Genomic DNA, 20958 nt, shown 5'->3' with positions numbered 1-20958 from the left:
CCGATGTTACGATAAATCACCGTTTTCCTCTCCGCCCCGGCGCTGCTTAACCCTACGCACGATTCCCACGATGCCCGCCAACCGTTTCGACACACTCGTGCTGCACGCGGGCGCCGCGCCCGACCCGGCAACCGGCGCCCGCGCCACGCCGATCTACCAGACCACCTCGTTCTCCTTTCGCGACACCGACCACGCCGCCGCGCTCTTCAACATGGAGCGCGCGGGCCACGTCTACTCGCGGATCTCGAACCCGACCGTCGCCGTCTTCGAAGAACGCGTGGCGGCGCTCGAAGGCGGCGTCGGCGCGATCGGCACGGCAAGCGGCCAGGCCGCGCTCCATCTCGCGATCGCCACGCTGATGGGCGCGGGATCGCACGTGGTGGCATCGAGCGCGCTCTACGGCGGATCGCACAATTTGCTGCATTACACGCTGCGCCGCTTCGGGATCGAGACGACGTTCGTCGCGCCGCACGATCTCGATGCCTGGCGACGCGCCGCGCGTCCCAATACGCGGCTCTTTTTCGGCGAGACGCTCGGCAATCCGGGGCTGGACGTGCTCGATATCGCGGGCGTCGCGGAGATCGCGCACGCGCATCGGGTGCCGTTGCTCGTCGATTCCACGTTCACGACGCCCTATTTGCTGCGTCCATTCGAGCACGGCGCGGATTTCGTCTACCACTCCGCGACGAAATTCCTGGGCGGCCACGGTACGACTATCGGCGGCGTGCTAGTGGACGGCGGCAGGTTCGATTTCACCGCCACCGACCGTTTTCCCGAATTCACCGAACCCTACGACGGCTTTCACGGCATGGTGTTCGCCGAGGAAAGCACGGTCGCGCCGTTCCTCTTGCGCGCCCGCCGCGAAGGTTTGCGCGATTTCGGCGCGTGCCTGCATCCGCAAGCCGCGTGGCAACTGCTGCAGGGCATCGAAACGCTGCCGCTGCGGATGGATCGGCATGTGGCCAACACACGGAAGATCGTCGAATTTCTGCTCGCGCATCCGGCCGTGGAAGGCGTGGCTTACCCCGAATTGCCGAGCCATCGCGATCACGCACTTGCCGCGCGCCTGCTGCCGCGCGGCGCGGGCGCGGTGTTCAGCTTCGACGTCAAGGGCGATGTGACGGCGGCGCGTCGGTTCATCGAGTCGCTGAGCCTCTTTTCGCATCTCGCGAATGTGGGCGATGCGCGCTCGCTCGTGATCCATCCCGCCTCCACCACGCATTTCCGCATGGATGCCGCCGCCCTCGCCGCAGCGGGCATCGCGCCGGGCCGCATCCGGCTGTCGATCGGACTGGAGGATCCCGACGATCTCATCGACGACCTGAAGCGCGGGCTGAAAGCGTCGCAGAAAACGTCGGACCCGAGCGCGAGCGCCGCCGGGAGCCGCGCATGATGCTCGACGTCGCGGGCGCGCCGGCCTACGCGTACACCGGCGGAAAACCGTTCGACCCGGCGCGCCCGGTCGCCCTGTTCCTTCACGGCGCGCAACACGATCACAGCGTCTGGGCGCTGCAAACGCGTTATTTCGCCCACCACGGCATGAGCGTGCTCGCCGTCGATCTGCCCGGCCACGGACGCAGCGCCGGCCCCGCGCTGCACACGATCGGTGCGCTCGCCGACTGGACGATGGCGTTGCTTGACGCCGTGCGCGCCGACCAGGCGATGTTGATCGGCCATAGCATGGGGTCGTTGATCGCACTCGACGCCGCCGCCCGCTACCCGGCGCGCGTTTCGAAACTTGCGCTCCTTGCAACGGCGTGTCCGATGACCGTCTCCGACGCGTTGCTCGACGCCGCGCACGAACGCGAGCCCACGGCGATCGCGATGGTCAACGAATGGTCGCACTCGACCATCGCGGCAAAACCGTCCAGCCCCGGCCCGGGTTTCTGGCTGCACGGCGCGAACCAGCGGCTGATGGAACGCGTGGCGGCGCGCGGCGAAGCGCTGCTTTTCCACACCGATTTCAGCGCGTGTAACGCCTACGTTGACGGCCTCGCGCGCGCCGCCGAGTTGCGTTGCCCGGTCCGTGTGATCTCCGGTCGCCGCGACGCGATGACGCCGCCGCGCACGTCGCACGCACTCGTCGACGCGATGCGCGACGCTGGCGTCAAGATCGACACCGTATCGCTCGACGCGGGCCACGCGCTGATGTCGGAGCAGCCGGATGCAACGCTCGACGCGCTTTTCAGCTTCGCCATACGCGCCGAGTAGTCCCGACGCGGCGCCCATTGCACCGATCGGTCAATCGCCGCACAATCAATTTTGGGATGACGTTGGAGAGGAGACCGTCATGGCACACGCCGCCGAACGCGACCATTTCGCCAGTTTTGCCGAGTTCTATCCGTACTATTTGAGCGAGCACAGCAACCTCGTCTCGCGGCGGCTCCACTTCGCCGGTTCGCTGGGCGTGATCGGCTGCCTTGCGATGGCGCTCGCCACCGGCGACTGGCTCTGGCTCCCGGCAGCGCTCGTGTGCGGCTACGGCTTCGCGTGGATCGGCCATTTCGTGTTTGAAAAGAACCGGCCCGCGACCTTCCGGCATCCGCTTTACAGCCTGATGGGCGACTGGGTGATGTTCAAGGACATCTGCGTCGGCCGGATTTCCATTTAGGGAATTTGGCGCTCACGCCGTTTGCTGCGGCATGGGCGAGTCCGACGCCCCGCCCCGTTCCGCCTCCTTTTGCGCATGCACACGCGACGCCAGCAACGCGCCGAGCGTGATTTCGAGCTTCTCGTTGGCGAGCGCATTCAGTAGCGCGTCGCCGTCGATCTGCGTCGCGTCCAGCCCTAACTGATAATCCAGTTCCTCGCGGTCGATCACGAACAGGTCGAACAACATGCCTGCCGTCACCTGCTGCGGATTCGCGATCAGAACGTAACGCGGCGCTCGCCCGTTGTCGTCGATACGCGCGATCCAGTCGAGCGCTTCGAGCTTGCGGATCAGCCGCATCGAGGTGTCCATGTCGCATCGCAACATTCGCGCGAGTTCCAGCGCCGTGTAGCCGGTTGTGCCTTCCTCACGCGCGGTGACGAGCCGTGCGAGCAGTTCGAGCGAATCGAGCAGATCGCTGCCCGGAAAATCGCGCCGATGAAACTGGCCGATGCGGATCGCGGGCAACGCGGAGGCGACCATCGCGCCGATCAGCGTAATCATCCAGCACAGATAAACCCACAGCAGAAACACCGGCAGCGCGGCGAACGCGCCGTACACGGCGGTGTACGTCGGAATCCGGCGCACGTAGTAGCCGAATCCGCGCTTACCCAGTTCGAACGCGACGGCGGCGATCAGCCCGCCGATCGCCGCATCGCGCCATTCCACCTTGCAGTTCGGCAGATAGACGTAAAGCATCGTGAACGCCAAAACGGTGAGCGGCAGCGACGCGCTTGCGAGCGCCCATTCCACGACGGGCGGCAGCAAGTTGTGCGAGCCCGCGTAGGCGACGGACTGCGCGAAAAGATAGGACGAAATCGACAGACTCACGCCGAAGAGAATCGGGCCTAACGTGATGATTGCCCAGTACACGAGCACGCGCTGCGCGAACGGCCGGGCGCGGCGAACGCGCCAGATCACGTTGAACGCGGATTCGACGGTCATCATGGTCATCACCGACGTAACGAACAGGATGATCATGCCGACCGTCGTCAGCCCTTTCGCCTTCGACGCGAACTGGTTCAGATACTTGAAGATCTGACTGTTGATCTGAGGCGGCATCAGATGAACCGCCAGAAAGTCCTGCAGCGACGACTGAAACGACCCGAAATCCGGAAACGCCGTGAATAGCGCGAACGCGACCGTCGCGAGCGGAACGAGCGATAGAACGGTCGTAAACGTCAGGCTGCCCGCGACCTGCGCGACGTGATCCTCACCCGTGCGTCTAGCGACAAAACCGGCGAGCCGCTTGACGGTGGTGAGGTCGATGGGAAATTTCTGCAAAAAACTAGCCTCCTGATCGGGGTGCATCGCCGTCGCGAAGTACGTTTTCGGAACCACGTTGAAAGCCGTGAAACGCCACGAAGATGAACCCTATCTCTATAATACCCGTTCACTAAAAAGGCTTATGAACGACATTCTTGTGCTCTATTACAGCCGGCACGGCGCGACCCGCGAACTCGCCCGCGCGATCGCGCAGGGCGTAGACAGCGTGCCCGGCGCGCAGGCCCGCGTCCGCACGGTGCCCCCGGTATCGACCGTGTGCGAGGCCACCCGCCCGGATATCCCCGACGACGGCCCGCCCTACGCCGAAGTCCGCGATCTCGAAGAATGCGCGGGCGTAGCGCTCGGCTCGCCGACGCGCTTCGGCAACATGGCCGCGCCGCTCAAATACTTCCTCGACGGCACTTCGCCGCAATGGCTTTCCGGCGCGCTCGCCGGCAAGCCCGCGAGCGTGTTCACCTCCACCGGCAGCCTTCACGGCGGCCAGGAGACCACCCTCATTTCCATGATGCTTCCGCTCTTGCATCACGGCATGCTGATCGTCGGCATTCCTTATACGGAAACGCAGCTCACCACCACGCAGACCGGCGGAACGCCTTATGGCGCGTCGCATTTCGCGCGGGCGGACGGCGCGGACACGGGTCACGGCATCTCCGCCGACGAAAAAGCGCTGGCCGTCGCGCTCGGCGCACGGCTCGCCCGCTCGGCGCTAAAGCTCGCGGCCGCCGATTAAGCCATGCACGCGCCCGCAACTCCCGCCAACACGCGCCCGTTGCTCGCGACCGGCGCATTCGCGAGCCTCGTCGCGCTTATCGTGCTGTCGCTCGCCTGGGAGCTCTGGCTCGCGCCTTTGCGTCCCGGCGGATCGGCGCTCGCGCTCAAGGCGCTGCCGCTGCTGGCCGCCGTTCCGGGCACATGGCGGCGTAGTCTTTACACGCTGCAATGGGCGTCGATGCTCGTCTTGCTCTATCTGGCCGAAGGCATCGTGCGCGGCATGACCGACCGTGGACTTTCCGCACGTCTCGGGTGGATCGAAGTCGTGCTGGCCCTCGTGTTTTTCGTCTGCGCGATCGCGTATGTCGCGCCGTACAAACGCTCGGCGCGGGCAGCCAGGCGCAGCCGCTCAAGCGACACAGCAAACGGCCACGCCGACAGCCCATGACCCGTTGTAACACGGAATTCCGCGTCGAACCCCGGCCTATGCCATTCGGCCAGGGTTCGCCGCGCCGCCGTCTGGGCGATACTGTGTTCGACGCTTTCCGACCCGAAACTCCATGACTTCCATGCTCCAAGCCGACTCATCCCGACAAGCGTTCGTGGCCGCCTGCGTCGAAGCGCTCGGTGCGAACCACGTGCTGACCGACGCGCGCGACACCGCGCCGTTTCTCACCGACTGGCGCAAGCGCTATCGCGGCGAGGCGTGCGCCGTCCTGCTGCCCGCCGATACCGCGCAGGTCGCGGCCATCGTGCGGCTCGCGCGCGAGTACCGCGTGGCGATCGTGCCGCAAGGCGGCAATACGGGACTCGCGGGCGGCGCGACGCCGGACGCGACGGGCGCACAAGCCGTGCTGAGTCTGCGTCGGCTGAACCGCATCCGGCAAGTCGATCCGCACAACAACACGATCACCGCCGAAGCGGGCGTCGTGCTCGCCGAACTCCAGGCCGCTGCCGAAAGCGCGCAACGCCTGTTCGCGCTGAGTCTGGCGGCCGAAGGCAGTTGCACGATCGGCGGGAATCTCGCGACGAACGCGGGCGGCACAGGTGTCCTCCGTTACGGCAACACGCGCGAATTGTGTCTGGGGCTGGAGGTCGTGACGCCGCAAGGCGAGATCTGGGAAGGCCTGCGCGGATTGCGCAAGGACAACACGGGCTATGATCTGCGCGACTTGTACATCGGCGCGGAAGGCACGCTCGGGATCATTACCGCCGCCGTGATGAAGCTGCATCCCGCGCCCGTGGCGAAGGTCACGGCGCTCGCGGCGCTTGCGTCCCCGCACGCCGCACTCGATTTCCTCGCGACCGCCCAGCGTTTCGCCGGGCCGCTGCTCACTGGCTTCGAACTGATGTCGGAGTTTTCGCTTCGGCTCGTGGGCGCGCACTTCGAACAGATGCGCTACCCGTTCGCCGAATCTCACGCGCAGACCGTACTGCTCGAACTCTCCGATAGCGAAAGCGAGGAGCACGCGCGCGCGCTTTTCGAGCGGCTGATGGAGCACGCGCTCGCGGAAGGTTTGGTCGAGGATGCCGTGGTGGCGAGCAATCTGGCGCAATCGCGCGCGTTCTGGGATTTGCGCGAGCATATTCCGCTCGCCCAGGCCGCCGAAGGTCTCAACATCAAGCACGATATTTCGGTGCCGATTTCGAGTATCGGCCGGTTTATCGACGAAACCGACGCGCTGATTGCGCAAGCCGTGCCGGGCGCGCGCATGGTGACGTTCGGCCATCTCGGCGACGGCAATCTGCATTACAACGTGCAGGCGCCGCAAGGCGTCGAGGCCAAGGCCTTCCTCGCGGAATTCCAGCAGCCGATCAACACGCTCGTCTACGATCAAGTGCACGCGCATCGCGGCAGCATCAGCGCCGAGCACGGCCTCGGCCAGTTGAAAGTAGCCGAGGCGATGCACTACAAATCCCCTGTCGAGGTGAAGTTGATGCAGACGCTCAAAGCCGCGCTCGATCCGGAAAACCTGATGAATCCCGGCAAGGTCGTGCGTTAGTACGCGCGGTTTTAAGCTGTTTTTGGAGAAAAAGCGTGAAGATTCGCGTTCTGTCCGACCTTCATCTGGAAGCCGACGAGCCGCTCGCGATTCCGTATGCCGAAGCGGATCTCGTCGTGCTCGCGGGCGACATCCACAATCACGCGGAAGGCTTGCGCTGGGCGGCGGAGAATTTCGATTCGCGCGTGCCGGTGGTCTACGTGCCGGGCAATCACGAGTATTACGACGCCGAATTCGGCGCGATGGAAGTGGCGATGCAGGACGCCGCGAACAGCGTCGACAACGTGCATTACCTGAACAATGCAACGCTGATCGACCGATACGGCCGCTGGCGCGTGCTCGGCACGACGCTCTGGACCGATTTCGCGCTTTATGGCGCGAGCGAGCCTGAGCGCGAGCGGTCGATCGAAGCGGCGGAGCGCGCGATGCTGGATTACCGGGGCGTGATCCAGATCGCGTGGCCGGAGCCGGACGGCGAGCCGCGCGCGTTCAGCACCAGCGATTCCTTCGCGCTGCACGAACAGGCGCGCGACTGGCTGGAATCTGAGCTCGCAAAGCCTTTCGACGGCCAGACGATCGTGGTCACGCATCACGCACCGTCGAAACTGAGTCTCGCGCCGAGGTTCGCCGACGATCTCGCCTCCGCCGGTTTTGTGAACGACCTGCCCTCACTTGTGCGCGCGCCGGTTTCGTTGTGGATCCATGGTCATACGCATACCGCGTTCGACTACCTGCAGAACGGCACGCGCGTGGTGTGCAATCCGCGCGGCTATCTGGACCGGCGCACGGGCGCGCTGGAGAATCCGGATTTCGCGTGGGATCGGGTCGTCGAAATTTGAACCCCGCCAAAAGTAGCGGAAAGCGGCAACGGTATTACGGAGGAACGTCATGTGCGGCCGAATCAGCCAGTACCGCGCGCCAGCCTACTACGCCGAGAATCTGCGCGTCTTCAATCCGTTCGTCATCGTCGATTCAGCGGACCGGCGGCCCGGCTACAACCTCTCGCCCGGCACGCATCCACTCGCGATCTATCCCGACGAGACGATCCGCGCGGTGCACTGGGGTTACTGCCCGCCCTGGGCCATGGCGAAAAAACTGCCGCAAACCATCAACGCGCGGCTCGAAACGGCATCGACTAGTGCGTATTTCAGCGTGTTATGGAAAAAATCGCGCATTCTCGTGCCCGCTGACGGGTGGTTCGAATGGCGAGTCGAGCCGGCATTGTCCGACGCGACAGTGCCGGATCAAGCGGTGAAACAGCCGTTCTTCATCCGTCGCGTAGATGGCGAGCCAATGTTTCTAGCGGCGCTGACGAGCGTAATGACCGAAGACGACGCGCTCACGCCGGGCGCCGGAATGGTGATCGTGACGGCGGCGGCGGATGAAGGGTTGGTCGATGTACACGACCGGCGGCCGCTGGTGTTCGGCGCAGATGCAGCGCGCCGCTGGCTGGAGCCGGCGACGTCCGCCGAGGCTCTCGACGCACTGTGCCGTCACGACGGCGTCGCCGCAACGCAGTTCGTCTGGTATCCGGTGAGCCAAGACGTGAATCGGCCGGTAAACGACGAACCGCGGCTCATCGAGCCGCTGCCTGACTGAATTACAACTTGAATTACAACTTAAGTCTCATCGAAAAAAGAACCGTTATCCGGTCCTTGATTCGATCAACGGTCGTATTCGTCGCGCGGATCGCGGGCACGCCGAACGCGCTGCGTTTCAATACGGATCGGGACGAGCCGCTGGCGTTGCGAGCGCTCGCGCAGCGTCTTGAGCAAATCGCGCGTGGCGGGCGTGGCAATCAGAAGCATCAGCGATGCAACGGCGAGCAACAGTGGCGTGTTCATGGTTCCGTCCTCGGGTCGTAACTGGCGTAGAAGCAAATAAACGATTTATTCAATCCTGCACCCAAGTCATCAAGATGCGGGCGAAATAAAAGTAAGCAAGTGTTGCGCCGCACACTTTTTGCGCATGCGATCCTTGCGCGCTCCCTGTTTTACGACGCTACGACGAATTCCTTTAGCGATTCCGCATCCGCGGCGAGCGTCGCCGGCAATTCGTCGCGCAAAAATTCCACCCAAGTGCGGATTTTCGCGTCCAGATATTGGCGGGACGGATAAAGCGCGTACACGTTCAGTTCCTGCATCGTGTATTGCGGCAGCACACGTACCATCGTTCCCGCGCGCAGCCCGGGCAGCGCGGACGACGTCGGCAACACGCCGATCCCCATGTTCGCGCGGATCGCCGAACTCATTGCCTCGGCGACGTTCACGGTAAAAGTCGACGCCCCGAGCCCCACCGTTTCCTGGCCGTTCGGGCCGTCGAACACCCATTTATCCGGCGGAAACACCGGCGTCATCAATTGCAGGCACGTGTGACGCACGAGATCGGACAAGACGTGCGGCATGCCGTGCTCTTCGATATACGCCGGCGACGCACACGCAATGCTGAACACACTGCCCAGCCGCTGCGACACCAGCCCGGAATCCGGCAAGTCGGAGGCGAGCAGCACGGACACGTCGTAACCCTCGTCGAGCAGGTCGGGAACCCGCTGCGCCAGGGTCAGATCGACCTGCACGGACGGATGACGCTTTTGATAACGCGAAATCATCGGCACGACGTAATGCTGGCCGAAGCTCGTCATCGAATGCATTTTCAGCTTGCCCGCCGGACGCGCGTGCGCATCGCTTGCTTCGGCTTCAGCCTGATCGACGTAGGCGAGGATCTGTTCGCAACGCTGCAAATATCGCTCGCCCGCTTCGGTCAGCGCGATCCGCCGGGTCGTCCGGTTGAGCAGGCGCGTACGCAGGTGAGCTTCGAGATCGGACACGGCGCGCGACGCGTAAGCGGTCGTCGTGTTCAGGTGCTGGGCTGCCGCGGTAAAACTGCCAGCTTCGACGACGCGCGAAAAAACGCGCATGTTTTGGAGCGTATCCATACGACTTCACTTTTCTGTTCGGGGTTCGTGCCGCAATTGTTACATAAGCGACAATGAACATTATCTCAATCCCCGTAAGAATGCTTTGCATCGTTACGGGTTATTCGACAATCTGCGTAAAAATATAATAGCTCCCATTAGTCTAAATCAAGTTTGGGAGTGAATCGTGCAAGCCCGGGTATCGAAAAGAGCCGCAGCGTCGGCGGTTCTTACACTTTGCTTAACAATCGCCGGATGCGCAAGCACGGGAAACGTCGCTCCCGAAACGAGCATGAAGGAACCGGCGGCGCTCGACGCGGGCGCCGCCATCCGTGCCGCCGACAAAGATGCCGGCTGGCCGTCCGCGCAATGGTGGAGCGCTTACGGCGATCCGCAACTCGACGCGTGGATCGAGCGCGCGAAGTCGGGCAATCCGACGCTCGCCATGGCCGCCGCCCGCGTGCGCGAGGCGCGCGCGATGGCGGGCGTGGCGAATTCGGCGTTGTTGCCGCATATCGACGGTTCGCTCAGCGTCACGCGCCACAACTGGCCGGATAACGGTTACTACGGCCCGGGCGAGTTCGGAAAGAACACGACGTGGGACAACACGGCCGCGCTGTCGCTTTCGTACAACCTCGATCTCTGGGGCCGCGACGAAAACGATGCCGAACGCGCGCTCGACGCCGCGCACGCACGCGCCGCCGACGCCCGCGCCGCGCAGCTCGAACTCGAAGCGAACATCGTGCGGACGTATATCGGCATGTCGCAGAATTACGCGCTGCTCGATATCGCGCAGGACACGCTCAGGCAGCAGGAACATATCGCGGAACGGGCGCGGCGGCGGCTCACGGGCGGGATCGGCACGCAGCTCGAAGTCAGTCAGGCCGAGACGCCACTGCCCGAATATGAGCGGCAGGTGGATATTTATCAGGAAGCGATCGCGCTCGACCGCAACCAGCTCGCGGCGCTCGCCGGGGAAGGTCCCGGCGCGGGCGATACGCTGACGCGTCCGGTGCTCGCGCTTAACGCGCCGCTCGGATTGCCGAGCGCGCTGCCCGCCGAACTGATCGGCCACCGGCCCGATGTCGTCGCCGCGCGCTGGCTGGTGGCGGCGCAGGCGCGCGGGATCGATGTGTCGAAGGCGCAGTTTTATCCGAACGTGAACCTGCTCGCCTCGCTCGGCCAGATGGCCGCGGGCGGCACGTTCCTGACCTTCCTTGCCGGACCGAATCGCGGATACAGCTTCGGCCCCGCCGTCACGCTGCCGATTTTCGAGGGCGGGCGGCTGCGCTCGCAACTCGGCGCGGCATCGGCGCAATACGATCTGGCCGTCGAGCATTACAACGCGACCTTGGTCGGCGCGCTGAAGGATATCGCCGATCAGGTCGTGCGCCTGCGCTCGCTCGATACCCAGCAGGACGCGTCGGCGCGCTCGGTCGCCGCCGCGCAAAAGAGCTACGACCTCGCTGGTCAGGGCTACAAGCGCGGTCTGACCGATTATCTGAACGTGCTGGTCGCGCAGACGCAGTTGCTGCGCGCGCAGGACGGCCAGGCGCGGGTTCGCGCCTCGCGGCTCGCCGCGTACGCGTCGCTTCAGGCGGCGCTCGGCGGCGGTCTCGACGACCCGTCGAACGGCCCGGACGCGTCGACACTCGCGCCCGCGAAACATCTCGGCCCGTTCGCGCGGCTGAGTGAAGCGCCAGACGCACCGGACGCAACCGACGCAACCGACGCAAAAGACGCCCGCGACGCTCACGCCGCCGCGCCCACGAAGTAAGGCGCCGCTCATGTCCACTCCCTCCCCTACGCTCCCGACGCCCCGCGAAAGCTGGCGCGGCGCGCTCGCCGACTGGGCGCGCACCGACGGCCTCGCGTGGATCTACATTTTCAAGGCGATACTCGCGGCGCTCCTCGCGCTGTGGATCGCGATGCGTCTCGACCTGCCGCAGCCGCGCACCGCGATGACCACCGTGTTCGTCGTGATGCAGCCGCAAAGCGGCATGGTGCTTGCCAAAAGTTTCTACCGGCTGTGCGGCACGCTGGTCGGCCTTATCGTGATGCTGGCGTTCATCAGCGTGTTTTCCCAGCAGCCGGTGCTGTTTCTCACCGCGACCGCGCTGTGGGTCGGCGTGTGTACGGCAGGCGCGGCGCGCAACCGTAATTTCCGCTCGTATGGCTTCGTGCTCGCGGGTTACACGGCGGCGCTGATCGGCATTCCGGCCGCGCAGCATCCCGACGGCGCGTTCCTGTCCGCCCTGACGCGGGTGGCCGAGGTGTCGCTCGGGATCGTCTGTTCGGGCGCGGTCAGCGCGCTCGTTTTGCCGCAACACGCCGGCGAGCAGGTCAAGGCGACGGTGCGGCGGCGTTTCAGCGGTTTCGTCGATTACGTGAGCCGTGCGCTCGGCGGCACGATGGATCGCGCGCAGATCGAAGCGACCAACGCGGCGTTCGTGACCGATGTGGTGGCGTTCGAGGCCGCGCGCAGTGTCGCCGTGTTCGAGGACCCGGACACACGGCGGCGCGGCGGCCGGCTCGCGCGGCTGAACACGGAGTTCATGAGCGCATCGACGCGTTTTCACGCGCTGCACCAGTTGATGAACCGTCTGCGCACGGCGGGCGACACGCTCACCGTTGACGCGATGGAGCCGTATTTCCGCGAAGTCGCGCCGTTGCTGGCGAAGTCGGGCGAACCGGTGCGCAACGCCGCCGATGCCGCGCACGCCGCCCGCCAGCTCGCCGGATTCAAGGCGGCGCTGCCGAAGCGGATCCGCGCGACGCGTACCGCGCTCATTTTCGACACCGACTCGTCACACGCTTTCGATCCGCTCGAATTCGACACGGCGTCCGAACTGCTGTACCGCTTTATCGACGATCTGCTCGCCTACGCCGAAACCTACGCGTCGCTCGCCGCGCCGATGCACGAGCGCGAGCAGTGGTTCGCCCGCTACGTGCCGAAGACCAACCTGCTCGCCGCCGCCGTCTCGGGCGCGCGCGCGACGCTCGTGATTCTGGCGTTGAGCGCGTTCTGGATCGCGACCGCGTGGCCGAGCGGCGGCACGATGGTGCTCAACGCGGCTGCCGTGTGCGCGCTCGCGTCGGCCTCGCCGCGTCCGACGCTGATGGCCTTCCAGATGGCGGGCGGCACCGCGCTCGCGGCGGTCGCGGGGATGATCGTCGTGTTCGGGCTGTATCCGCGTATGGACGGTTTTCTGCTGCTCGCCGTCGCGCTGATCCCGTTCCTCATGCTGGGCACATTCCTGAGCACGCGGCGCGGACTGGCGGGCTACGGCATCGGCTATTGCATCTTTTTCTGTTTCCTGGCCGGCCCCGACAACCTGATTCACTACGATCCGACCGGCTTCATCAACGACGCCATCGCGCTCGTGCTCTCGATGCTGGTCGCGTCGATCGCGTTCGCCGTGCTGTTGCCGACCGATGCCCCGTGGCTGCGCCGTCTCTTGCTCGCGGATTTGCGGCGCGAGGCGGCCATTGCCTGCCGCGCCCGTCTCACGCGGCTCTCGGCGCGTTTCGAAAGCCGCACGCGCGACCTGCTTTCGCAGATGGACGCGATCGCGTCGAGCCGGGCCGATCTGCGCCGCGACGCGTTGCAGTGGCTTTTCGCCGTGCTTGAAACGGGCCACGCCGTGATCGACTTGCGGCACGAACTGAGCGCGCTCGGACCCGACGCGCGGTATGCCGACACCACGCCGTGGCGGCGCGCGTGCGCCGCCACGCTCGCCGCCGCCGCGCAACTCTTCGACCGGCCATCCGCGAAGCGTTTCGACGCCGCGCTCGCCGCGACCACTGCCGCCATCGAGCAAGTAAAAACGCTGCTCGACGAAGTCAGCCAGGACGCCGGCCGTCCCGACGAGCGGCATCGTCTGCAACGCATTCTGAGCCAGCTTCATTTCATCCGTACCGCGCTCATCGATCCGCAGTCGCCGCTCGAAGCGGTGAACGGCGCCGCCCGCGCGCCTCAAGAAGGAGTGCCCCATGCCTCGTAATATCGCGATTCTCGAAGCCTACGTGCCGACCATGCTGCTTTTGATGGTCGCGGGTGCGCTCATCGCCTGGCTCGCCGACCGCGTGCTCGCGATGACGGGCCTTTATCGCGTCGTCTGGCATCCGTCGCTCTTTCGCGCCTCGCTGCTCGTGTGCATCTGCGGGCTGCTCGGCCTCGCGGTGTACCGCTAGCGCGCTCAGGAACACGCTCAAGCGCACGCCCACCTCATTCATAAGTTATGCAACGAGTCGCATCATGATCCTTCGAAAAATCACAGGTTTTATTCTCACGGCGATCATTTTCGCCGCCGCCATCCTGATCGGCCGCACGCTGTGGGTCCATTACATGGACGAGCCGTGGACCCGCGACGGCCGCGTGCGCGCGAACATCATCACGGTCGCGCCCGACGTGTCGGGCGCGGTGGTCGCCATGCCCGTCGAGGACAACCAGTTCGTGAAAAAGGGCGATCTCGTCATGGAGATCGATCCGGCGCACTACCAGATCGCCGTGCAGCAGGCGCAGGCCGCCGTGGCCGCGCGCCAGTCGGAACTGCGCATGCGCCGCGCGGACGCCGCCCGGCGCGCCGATCTGGACGCGCAGGTCGTGTCGAAGGAATCGCGCGAAAACGCGATGCAGACCGCGTCCGGCGCCGAAGCCCAGTTGCAGCAGGCGCAAGCCGCGCTCGACGCCGCGCGCCTGAACCTCGACCGCACGAAGGTCTACGCGCCGGTCGACGGTTACGTGACCAACCTGAACACGCATCGCGGCGATTATGCGAGCGCGGGCAAGCCGGAACTGGCTATCGTCGATAGCCATTCGTTCTGGGTGTACGGCTATTTCGAGGAAACCAAGCTGCCGCACGTGCGCGTCGGCGACCGGGCCGAAATGCGCCTGATGAGCGGCGGCGTGCTGAAAGGCCACGTGGAAAGCATTTCGCGCGGTATCTACGATCGCGATAATCCCGAAAGCCGCGAACTCGTCGCCGACGTGAATCCGACCTTTAACTGGGTGCGGCTCGCGCAGCGCGTGCCGGTGCGGATCCGGATCGAGGACGTGCCGGCGGGCGTCACGCTTTCGGCGGGCACGACCTGCACGGTGGTGGTGACGCCCGCAAGTTGAGGCCTTCGTTGGCGCCTTCGTTGGCGCCTTAGCCGGCTTTTTACGCGGCGGCGCTATGTCCGCCGCCGACGCAGCGCGGGTGTTCCAAAAACCGAACACTCTGCGCAGTGTCACCCTGCCCGTTTTCACGCATACGGCCGCTGGAATCCCATAAGCCAGAACCTCCGGCGCAATCCCGGCCAGACGCGCGCGCCGGGCGTACTCCTTGCATTCACTCGTTCCTCCGACCCTTCGAAGGAGCATTGCCATGAGCCAGGATCTGACTTTTCTCGCGGGCGAGGCCACCGTGTTCGCCGCCGGCGGCGGGCCGACGGACGCGATGCCGGAGATCCTGATCGGCCGGACCGACGGGCCGGTCGGCCACGCGTTTGCCGGAATGATGGCGCAGAGCAAGGGCCACACGGCGATGTTCGCGATCCGCGCGTGCAATCAGCTGGTCCGTCCGCCGACGATCATCGTCCCCAAAGTCACGCTGAAGGACATGGCGACCATCGACCTGTTCGGCGGCGTCGTGCAATCGGCGACGGCGGACGCGGTGGTCGATTGTTTGATCGAAGGGATTCTGCCGAAAGACCGCGCGAACGAGCTGTGCATCATCAGTCTCGTCTGGATCGATCCGCGCTGCGCGTCGGAGCTGAATCTCGACAAGAAGGACATGTACCGCACGAATTACGAGGCGACGAAACTCGCGATCCAGCGCGCGATGAATCACGAGCCGAGCGTCGATACGCTGATCGCCAATCGCCACACGATCAAGCACGACATGGACGACTGGAGCTGACCGGCTGCTGCGTTACCATGAGGCCTCTCGTCCACCCACGCTCAAAGCCCCATGAATGCATCGGAACGGATCGACCAGATGATCGCCGAACTCACCGACTGGCGCGGTGACACGTTCGTGCGCGTTCGCCGCGCCATCCTCGAAGCGGACCCGGAGATCGTCGAGGAATGGAAGTACATGGGAAGTCCGGTCTGGTATCGCGACGGGATGATCGCGGTCGCGAATGCCCACAAGGGCAAAGTAAAGCTGACCTTCGCTCACGGCGCGAACCTTGCCGATCCTGACAAGCTGTTCAACGCGGGCCTGGAAGGCAACGCGCGACGCGCGATCGATTTTCTCGAAAACGACAAGGTTGACGAGCGCGCGTTGAAAAACCTGATTCGTGCCGCGATCGAATTCAACCAGAGCAAACTGAAGAAGAAAGCGCCCGCGAAGTCGTAGAACGCGGCGGTCAACTACACATGCAAAAGGCCGCGCTGGGTCGAGTTTCAACCCAGCGCGGCCTTCTTCATTCAAGACTCAGGCGATACGTTTCGCTTACTTCAACACGACCTTCACGTCGAAATACTTCGCCGCGAGCTTGTCGATCGTGCCGTCCGCCTTCAGTTCTTTCAACGCGCGATTGAGCGCGTCCTTCAACGCATGGTCGTTCTTGCGCACACCGAAACCGACGCCCGCGCCCAGCAGTTTTTCATCCGATACCGCCGCGCCCGCGAACGCAAAACCCGCGCCTTGCGGCATCTTCAGGAAACCCTTCGACGCCGCTTCCGCATCCTGAAAAGCCGCGTCGAGGCGCCCCGACGCGAGGTCCGCGTAAATCTGGTCTTGCGACTGATACGACTCGACATCGACGCCCGCCGTCGCCCACTTCGCCTTCGCGTAGGTTTCCTGGATCGAGCCTTGCAACACGCCTACGTGCTTGCCCTTGAGGCCCGCCACGGTCGGCAGTACGTTGCTGCCCTTCTTCGCGATCAACTGGTTCGGGATCGTGTAGATCGGATCGGTGAAGTCGATGGCGGCGAGACGCTTGTCGGTGATCGTCATGTCGGAATTGATCGCGTCGAACTTGCGCGCCTGCAGCGCCGGAATCAGGCCGTCGAAGGAATTCTCGACCCAAGTGCATTTCGTCTTCAGCTTCGCGCAAACCGCGTTGCCGACATCGATATCGAAGCCGACCAGTTCGCCGCTCGGCGACTTCGATTCGAACGGCGCATACGACGCTTCCACGCCGAAACGGATTTCCTTCAGATCGGCAGCCTGTGCGCCGAAAGCAGCGAACGCCGCCGTGGATGCAACCGCGAACGCGGCGATTTTTCGATTAAGCCAATGCGTGGTGTTCAACTCGTACCTCTCCGATTTCAATGCCGTTTTTCAAAGCCGATGGGTCGCGCGCTGGTGGCGTCCTGGCGGCGCGCCGGCGGTGAACATAGCATCTGCAGGCAATAAAACGCGCTCAACCGGCCGGCGTCGCCATGGTGCGTTGCACCAGACGCGGGGCCGAGATTGTAACGCGGTGTCGCAAGGGATCCGGCGCAGCGGCCTTTGGAACGCGACGGGCCGAATCGGCAAGCGCGTGTCGCTCGCGCGCAAGAAGCGAGTGCTCGATACGGTTCAGCCGAGCGAAGCAAGCGTCACGTCGGTCGTATCGATCACCATCAACCCCGCACGCAAACCCGGCTTCACGCCTGGATTCGGAAAGACGATGCGCTCTTCCTCATGCTTCACGCGATAGCGATAATCACCGTCTCGCGCGAGGATCGTACCGGCCGGATACGGCGTGAAATTCGGCACGTCGCGCGCGACGGCGAGCTCGAACTGATCGCTCTGCTTGTCGATCTGCGCGACCACGGTGAACACGCGCAACGGCGCGCCGGACGCGGGCGGCTCCCCGCCGATCAAGCGCCGCAACGCCGCATCCGCCGCGGCGAATCGCGTCAGATCGTTTGCGCCGAACGGCCGAACCTTGCCAAGCTCAAGCGTGCAGGCAAGCGCGCCCGCGCGCTCGGCGGTGAAATGCGTGAACGTATTCGACCTCTCTCGATGCAGCAGCACGGCGGCGAGCCGCGCATCGCGAAGCCACTCGAACATCGGCCGGGAGAGCGGCGCGCCGGTATACGGCAAGAGCGCGAACTGCTCGAACACCGACGCACGGATGGCCGTGTGCATGTCGATATGCCACCTCGGCAGCGCGGCGTCGGCTTCTTCGAAGAACGCGAGCGTCGCGGCTTCGAGTTGCGCCGCGCGCGGCGCTTCGCGGCTTGCCTGCAACGAAGCGTGACGGCCGTTGAACAGACGGTTGAGGTCGTCGTCGAGATAGCGCTCGGCCGCGCGCATCGCCGCGATATTGCCGAGTATCACGAGCACGCGGCTCGCGAGCGGCGCGCGTCCGCTCGCGATATCCGCGATCAGCGCCGACAGCATTTCGATCGGCGCGGTTTCGTCGCCGTGAATGCCCGCCGACGCCACGACGCTCATCGTGGCGCCTTCGCGCGGTTCGAGACTGACGATGCCGTCGCCGCGCCAGGTCCAGTGAACGCCGGACGGGAGCGTGCCCTGATCGAGCGCGGGACGCTTGCCTTCGAGCACATAGCCGAGAAAGTCGGTCAGCATGGCGGCCTCTGTTTTAGCGCTGAAAATCGTAGATCGCGCCCACGCCGAGAATAGCCGTGAGTGCGTCGAGTGCGGCGCGCGATTCGTCGAGCAGCTTCGGATCGGCGAGATCGGCGGGCGTCAGGCGGTCGCGATAATGCGCATCGATCCACGCGTCGAGGCGCGCGAACAACGTGTCGTTCATCCAGGAACCCGCGTTCACGGCGGCGCGTTCGGCATCCGTCAGCACCACGCGCAGACGCAGACACGCGGGACCGCCGCCGTTCTTCATGCTCTCGCGCAAGTCGAACACGAGCACTTCGTCGATCGGCGTCGAACGCGTGCCGAGCGAATCCAGGTATTTCGCGACGCGCGCGTTCTCCCGGCATTCCTGCGGGACGACGAGCACCTGCCGGCCATCGGGCCGCGTGAGCAACTGGCTGTTGAACAAGTACGACGTGACGGCATCCTCGACGCTCACCTCGTCTTCCGGCACTTCGATCCGATCGAACGCCGCGCCTTGCGCCGCGAGCTTTTCGCGCAGTTGCGCGTAGACGGCGGGTTGATCGAGGAACGCGCGCTGATGGCAAAAGAGCGTCGTGCGATTTCCCACCGCGATCACGTCGTTGTGAAAAACGCCTGCGTCGATCACGTCGGGAAGCTGCTGCGCGAACACGGTCGTCGCGTCCGAGAGTCCGTGCAGGCGCGCGACCGCGCGGCTCGCCTCCAGCGTCTGGCGCGCGGGAAAGCGCTTCGGCTCGGCACCGTGCGCATATTCGCTGCGCCCGTACACGAAGAATTCGACGCCCTTCGCGCCGTATTCGCGGCAAAAGCGCGTGTGGTTCGCCGCGCCCTCGTCGCCGAGCGCGGGCGTGCCGGGCAATGCGTGATGAATCCGGAAATGCGCTTGATCGGCGAAGGTCGCGTCAAGCGAGCGGCGCGTTTCACCGTGCTCGATCGCGCGATGCAGCTTGCTCGCGAGATTTGCGGGCGTGAAATGCACGCGGCCGTCCGACGTATCCGCCGACGGGCTGACGGTCGCGGCATTCGCGGTCCACATCGCGGACGCCGAACTTGCGGCGGCCAGCATCTCGGGGGCTTCGCGCGCCGCACGCGCGATCACCTGAGCGTCGTCGCCAGTGAAGCCGAGTTCGCGCAGCAGCTTGAGCGACGGACGTTCCAGCGGCGGCAGCACGCCCTGATGAAAGCCGAGATCGGCGAGCTGCTTCATCTTGCGCAAGCCCTGCTTTGCCGCGGCCTTCGGATTCGCCGCCGACTTCTCGTTGTTGCGCGACGCGACGTTGCCGAACGACAGCCCCGCGTAGTTGTGCGTCGGGCCAACGAGCCCGTCGAAGTTCGCTTCGAATGCTTGCATATCAGTCCTTCGCGCGTTTTTTAGGCTGGAGTCGTCAGAACGTGAAATCAGAACGTGAGGCCGGGCGAGACGCTCGCCGGCATTTGCAACTGGGCGCTTTCGACCGAGGCCATCGCGTACGAGCAGTAATCCGCTGCGTAGTACGCGCTCGGCCGCTGGTTGCCGGAGCGGCCAATCCCGCCGAACGGCGCCGCCGACGAAGCGCCGTTGGTCGGCCGGTTCCAGTTCACGATGCCCGCGCGAATTGCGTGCTGGAAGTGCGTCCACGCGGCTTCGTCGTCGGCGAGCAGTCCCGCCGATAAACCGAACGCCGTGTCGTTCGCGCGCTCGATCGCTTCGTCGAAGGTGCCGTAGCGCGTGACCTGAAGCAGCGGTCCGAAATGCTCCTCGTCGGGCAGATCGCGCGCGTTCGTCACATCGAGAATCGCGGGCGAAACAAGGCCGAGATGCGGCGCGTGCTGCTTCATTTCGAGCACGGCTTTCGCGCCGCGTTCGATCAACTGCGTCTGCGCGCCGACCAGCTTCGCCGCCGCGCGCGCCGAGATCACCGCACCCATGAACGGCTGCGGATCGGCGTCGAACGCGCCGTAGCGGATGCTCGACGTCACCTCCGTCAAGCGCGTGAGGAAGCGCTCGCCGAACGCATCGGCGGGCACGAACAAACGGCGTGCGCAGGTGCAGCGCTGCCCCGCCGAGAGAAACGCCGACTGAATGGTGTGATGCACGGCGGCATCGATATCCGCCACTTCCGCGACCACGAGCGGATTGTTGCCGCCCATTTCGAGTGCGAGCACGATCTCGGGCCGCCCGCCGAACTGACGATGCAGCAGCGTGCCGGTATCCGAACTGCCGGTGAAGAACAGACCGTCGATCTGCCGATGGTTCGCGAGCGCGACGCCCGTGTCCTTTTCGCCTTGCACGAGGTTCAGCACGCCAGCGGGCAGGCCCGCGCGCGTCCATAAATCGACGGTCGCCGCCGCCACGCCGGGCGCGAGTTCGGACGGCTTGAACACGACCGCGTTGCCCGCGATCAGCGCGGGCACGATATGCCCGTTCGGCAAATGCCCCGGGAAGTTATACGGCCCGAACACCGCGACCACGCCGTGCGGGCGATGCCGCAACACCGCGACGCCATCGGCCATCGGCGCGCGCTTTTCGCCGGTGCGCTCGTGATACGCCTGCACGGAAATATCGACTTTCGCGGCCATCGACGCCACTTCGGTGCGCGCTTCCCAGAGCGGCTTGCCCGTCTCGCAGCCGATTGCGTGCGCGAGTTCTTCCTTGTGCTCGGTGAGCAACGCCGCGAAACGCCGCGCGATTTCGACGCGTTCGTCGAAGCCGAGCGCCGCCCACGCGGCGAACGCACGGCGTGCGGCGCGCACGGCGGAATCGACTTCGGCCGCGCTCGCGCTTTTGCCTTGCCACACGGGTCCATCGGTGGCGGGATTGCGCGACGCGAACGCGGGTCCGCTGCCTTCGGCCCACTCGCCGTCGATGAATAATGCATTCGGGATGGTCATTGTTCT

Annotated in this window: 21 protein-coding genes; 14 read left to right on the top strand and 7 right to left on the bottom strand. The window is 64.9% G+C overall.

All coding sequences use genetic code 11. The annotated features are described in order from the left end of the window. Nucleotides 1-70 precede the first annotated feature (70 nt). From AC3D25_RS06790 to AC3D25_RS06780, 3 genes are all read left to right on the top strand, one after another. Entirely contained in the window at nt 71-1393 is a 1323-nt protein-coding gene (locus tag AC3D25_RS06790) for an O-acetylhomoserine aminocarboxypropyltransferase (RefSeq protein ID WP_488887671.1), read from the top strand. Next, nucleotides 1390-2211, top strand: coding sequence for an alpha/beta fold hydrolase (locus AC3D25_RS06785; protein WP_488887670.1), 822 nt, complete (start codon nt 1390-1392; stop codon nt 2209-2211). The genes AC3D25_RS06790 and AC3D25_RS06785 overlap by 4 nt, the downstream gene beginning before the upstream one ends. A 79-nt stretch (nt 2212-2290) precedes the next feature. Next, nucleotides 2291-2611, top strand: coding sequence for an Mpo1-like protein (locus tag AC3D25_RS06780; RefSeq protein WP_488887669.1), 321 nt, complete (start codon nt 2291-2293; stop codon nt 2609-2611). Nucleotides 2612-2623: 12 nt separating this feature from the next. Here AC3D25_RS06780 and AC3D25_RS06775 read toward each other — a convergent pair whose 3' ends face one another. Further along, on the bottom strand, nt 2624-3961 hold the full coding sequence (locus AC3D25_RS06775) for a YihY family inner membrane protein (protein ID WP_488889621.1): 1338 nt from the start codon (nt 3959-3961) through the stop codon (nt 2624-2626). Between the two features lie 97 nt (nt 3962-4058). Between AC3D25_RS06775 and wrbA the strand changes: the two genes are divergently transcribed. From wrbA to AC3D25_RS06750, 5 genes are all read left to right on the top strand, one after another. Then, nucleotides 4059-4667, top strand: a complete 609-nt coding sequence (gene wrbA / locus AC3D25_RS06770) for an NAD(P)H:quinone oxidoreductase (RefSeq protein WP_488887668.1) — start codon at nt 4059-4061, stop codon at nt 4665-4667. Between the two features lie 3 nt (nt 4668-4670). Continuing rightward, nucleotides 4671-5096 (top strand): DUF2069 domain-containing protein, encoded by a 426-nt coding sequence (locus tag AC3D25_RS06765; protein WP_488887667.1) that lies wholly within the window; start codon nt 4671-4673, stop codon nt 5094-5096. A 121-nt stretch (nt 5097-5217) separates the two neighbouring features. Next, nucleotides 5218-6651 carry an FAD-binding oxidoreductase gene (locus AC3D25_RS06760; protein WP_488889620.1) on the top strand — a complete coding sequence of 478 codons (1434 nt, stop codon included), beginning with the start codon at nt 5218-5220 and terminating at the stop codon, nt 6649-6651. A 35-nt stretch (nt 6652-6686) separates the two neighbouring features. Then, complete coding sequence (locus AC3D25_RS06755; protein WP_488887666.1) at nt 6687-7490, top strand: metallophosphoesterase; 804 nt, start codon at nt 6687-6689, stop codon at nt 7488-7490. A 49-nt stretch (nt 7491-7539) separates the two neighbouring features. Next, nucleotides 7540-8250, top strand: coding sequence for an SOS response-associated peptidase (locus AC3D25_RS06750; protein ID WP_488887665.1), 711 nt, complete (start codon nt 7540-7542; stop codon nt 8248-8250). Nucleotides 8251-8315: 65 nt separating this feature from the next. On the opposite strand, the gene AC3D25_RS06745 is transcribed toward AC3D25_RS06750, so the two are convergent. Both AC3D25_RS06745 and AC3D25_RS06740 read right to left on the bottom strand, forming a co-directional pair. After that, complete coding sequence (locus tag AC3D25_RS06745) at nt 8316-8495, bottom strand: hypothetical protein (protein WP_488887664.1); 180 nt, start codon at nt 8493-8495, stop codon at nt 8316-8318. A gap of 149 nt (nt 8496-8644) precedes the next feature. Continuing rightward, nucleotides 8645-9586 (bottom strand): LysR family transcriptional regulator, encoded by a 942-nt coding sequence (locus AC3D25_RS06740; RefSeq protein ID WP_488887663.1) that lies wholly within the window; start codon nt 9584-9586, stop codon nt 8645-8647. Nucleotides 9587-9752: 166 nt separating this feature from the next. On the opposite strand from AC3D25_RS06740, the gene AC3D25_RS06735 reads away from it, so the two are divergent. The 6 genes from AC3D25_RS06735 to AC3D25_RS06710 all read left to right on the top strand — a co-directional run bounded on the left by AC3D25_RS06735 (nt 9753) and on the right by AC3D25_RS06710 (nt 15909). Beyond that, nucleotides 9753-11342 (top strand): efflux transporter outer membrane subunit, encoded by a 1590-nt coding sequence (locus AC3D25_RS06735; RefSeq protein ID WP_488887662.1) that lies wholly within the window; start codon nt 9753-9755, stop codon nt 11340-11342. 10 nt (nt 11343-11352) lie between these two features. Further along, nucleotides 11353-13569 (top strand): FUSC family protein, encoded by a 2217-nt coding sequence (locus AC3D25_RS06730; RefSeq protein WP_488887661.1) that lies wholly within the window; start codon nt 11353-11355, stop codon nt 13567-13569. Next, nucleotides 13559-13759 (top strand): DUF1656 domain-containing protein, encoded by a 201-nt coding sequence (locus AC3D25_RS06725; protein WP_488887660.1) that lies wholly within the window; start codon nt 13559-13561, stop codon nt 13757-13759. The genes AC3D25_RS06730 and AC3D25_RS06725 overlap by 11 nt, the downstream gene beginning before the upstream one ends. A gap of 64 nt (nt 13760-13823) precedes the next feature. Next, complete coding sequence (locus AC3D25_RS06720; RefSeq protein WP_488887659.1) at nt 13824-14687, top strand: efflux RND transporter periplasmic adaptor subunit; 864 nt, start codon at nt 13824-13826, stop codon at nt 14685-14687. A 247-nt stretch (nt 14688-14934) separates the two neighbouring features. Next, the gene (gene fae, locus AC3D25_RS06715) at nt 14935-15468 is read left to right on the top strand and encodes a formaldehyde-activating enzyme (protein WP_488887658.1); all 534 of its coding nucleotides are present in this window, start codon (nt 14935-14937) and stop codon (nt 15466-15468) included. Nucleotides 15469-15519: 51 nt separating this feature from the next. After that, nucleotides 15520-15909 carry a DUF1801 domain-containing protein gene (locus tag AC3D25_RS06710; RefSeq protein WP_488887657.1) on the top strand — a complete coding sequence of 130 codons (390 nt, stop codon included), beginning with the start codon at nt 15520-15522 and terminating at the stop codon, nt 15907-15909. 96 nt (nt 15910-16005) lie between these two features. Here the strand turns inward: AC3D25_RS06710 and AC3D25_RS06705 are convergent, their stop codons facing one another. The 4 genes from AC3D25_RS06705 to astD all read right to left on the bottom strand — a co-directional run bounded on the left by AC3D25_RS06705 (nt 16006) and on the right by astD (nt 20952). After that, nucleotides 16006-16809 carry an ABC transporter substrate-binding protein gene (locus AC3D25_RS06705; protein ID WP_488887656.1) on the bottom strand — a complete coding sequence of 268 codons (804 nt, stop codon included), beginning with the start codon at nt 16807-16809 and terminating at the stop codon, nt 16006-16008. A 270-nt stretch (nt 16810-17079) separates the two neighbouring features. Continuing rightward, nucleotides 17080-18078 (bottom strand): succinylglutamate desuccinylase, encoded by a 999-nt coding sequence (gene astE / locus AC3D25_RS06700; protein WP_488887655.1) that lies wholly within the window; start codon nt 18076-18078, stop codon nt 17080-17082. 13 nt (nt 18079-18091) lie between these two features. Next, a complete protein-coding gene (gene astB / locus AC3D25_RS06695; protein ID WP_488887654.1) occupies nt 18092-19432 on the bottom strand; it encodes an N-succinylarginine dihydrolase in 1341 nt (446 codons plus the stop codon). Nucleotides 19433-19479: 47 nt separating this feature from the next. Next, the gene (astD, locus tag AC3D25_RS06690; RefSeq protein WP_488887653.1) at nt 19480-20952 is read right to left on the bottom strand and encodes a succinylglutamate-semialdehyde dehydrogenase; all 1473 of its coding nucleotides are present in this window, start codon (nt 20950-20952) and stop codon (nt 19480-19482) included. Between the last annotated feature and the right edge of the window lie 6 nt (nt 20953-20958).

Source organism: Caballeronia sp. SL1002, from assembly GCF_057814995.1.
Note: the sequence above shows the minus strand (reverse complement) of the source record. Positions and strands in the feature narration are given on the sequence as shown.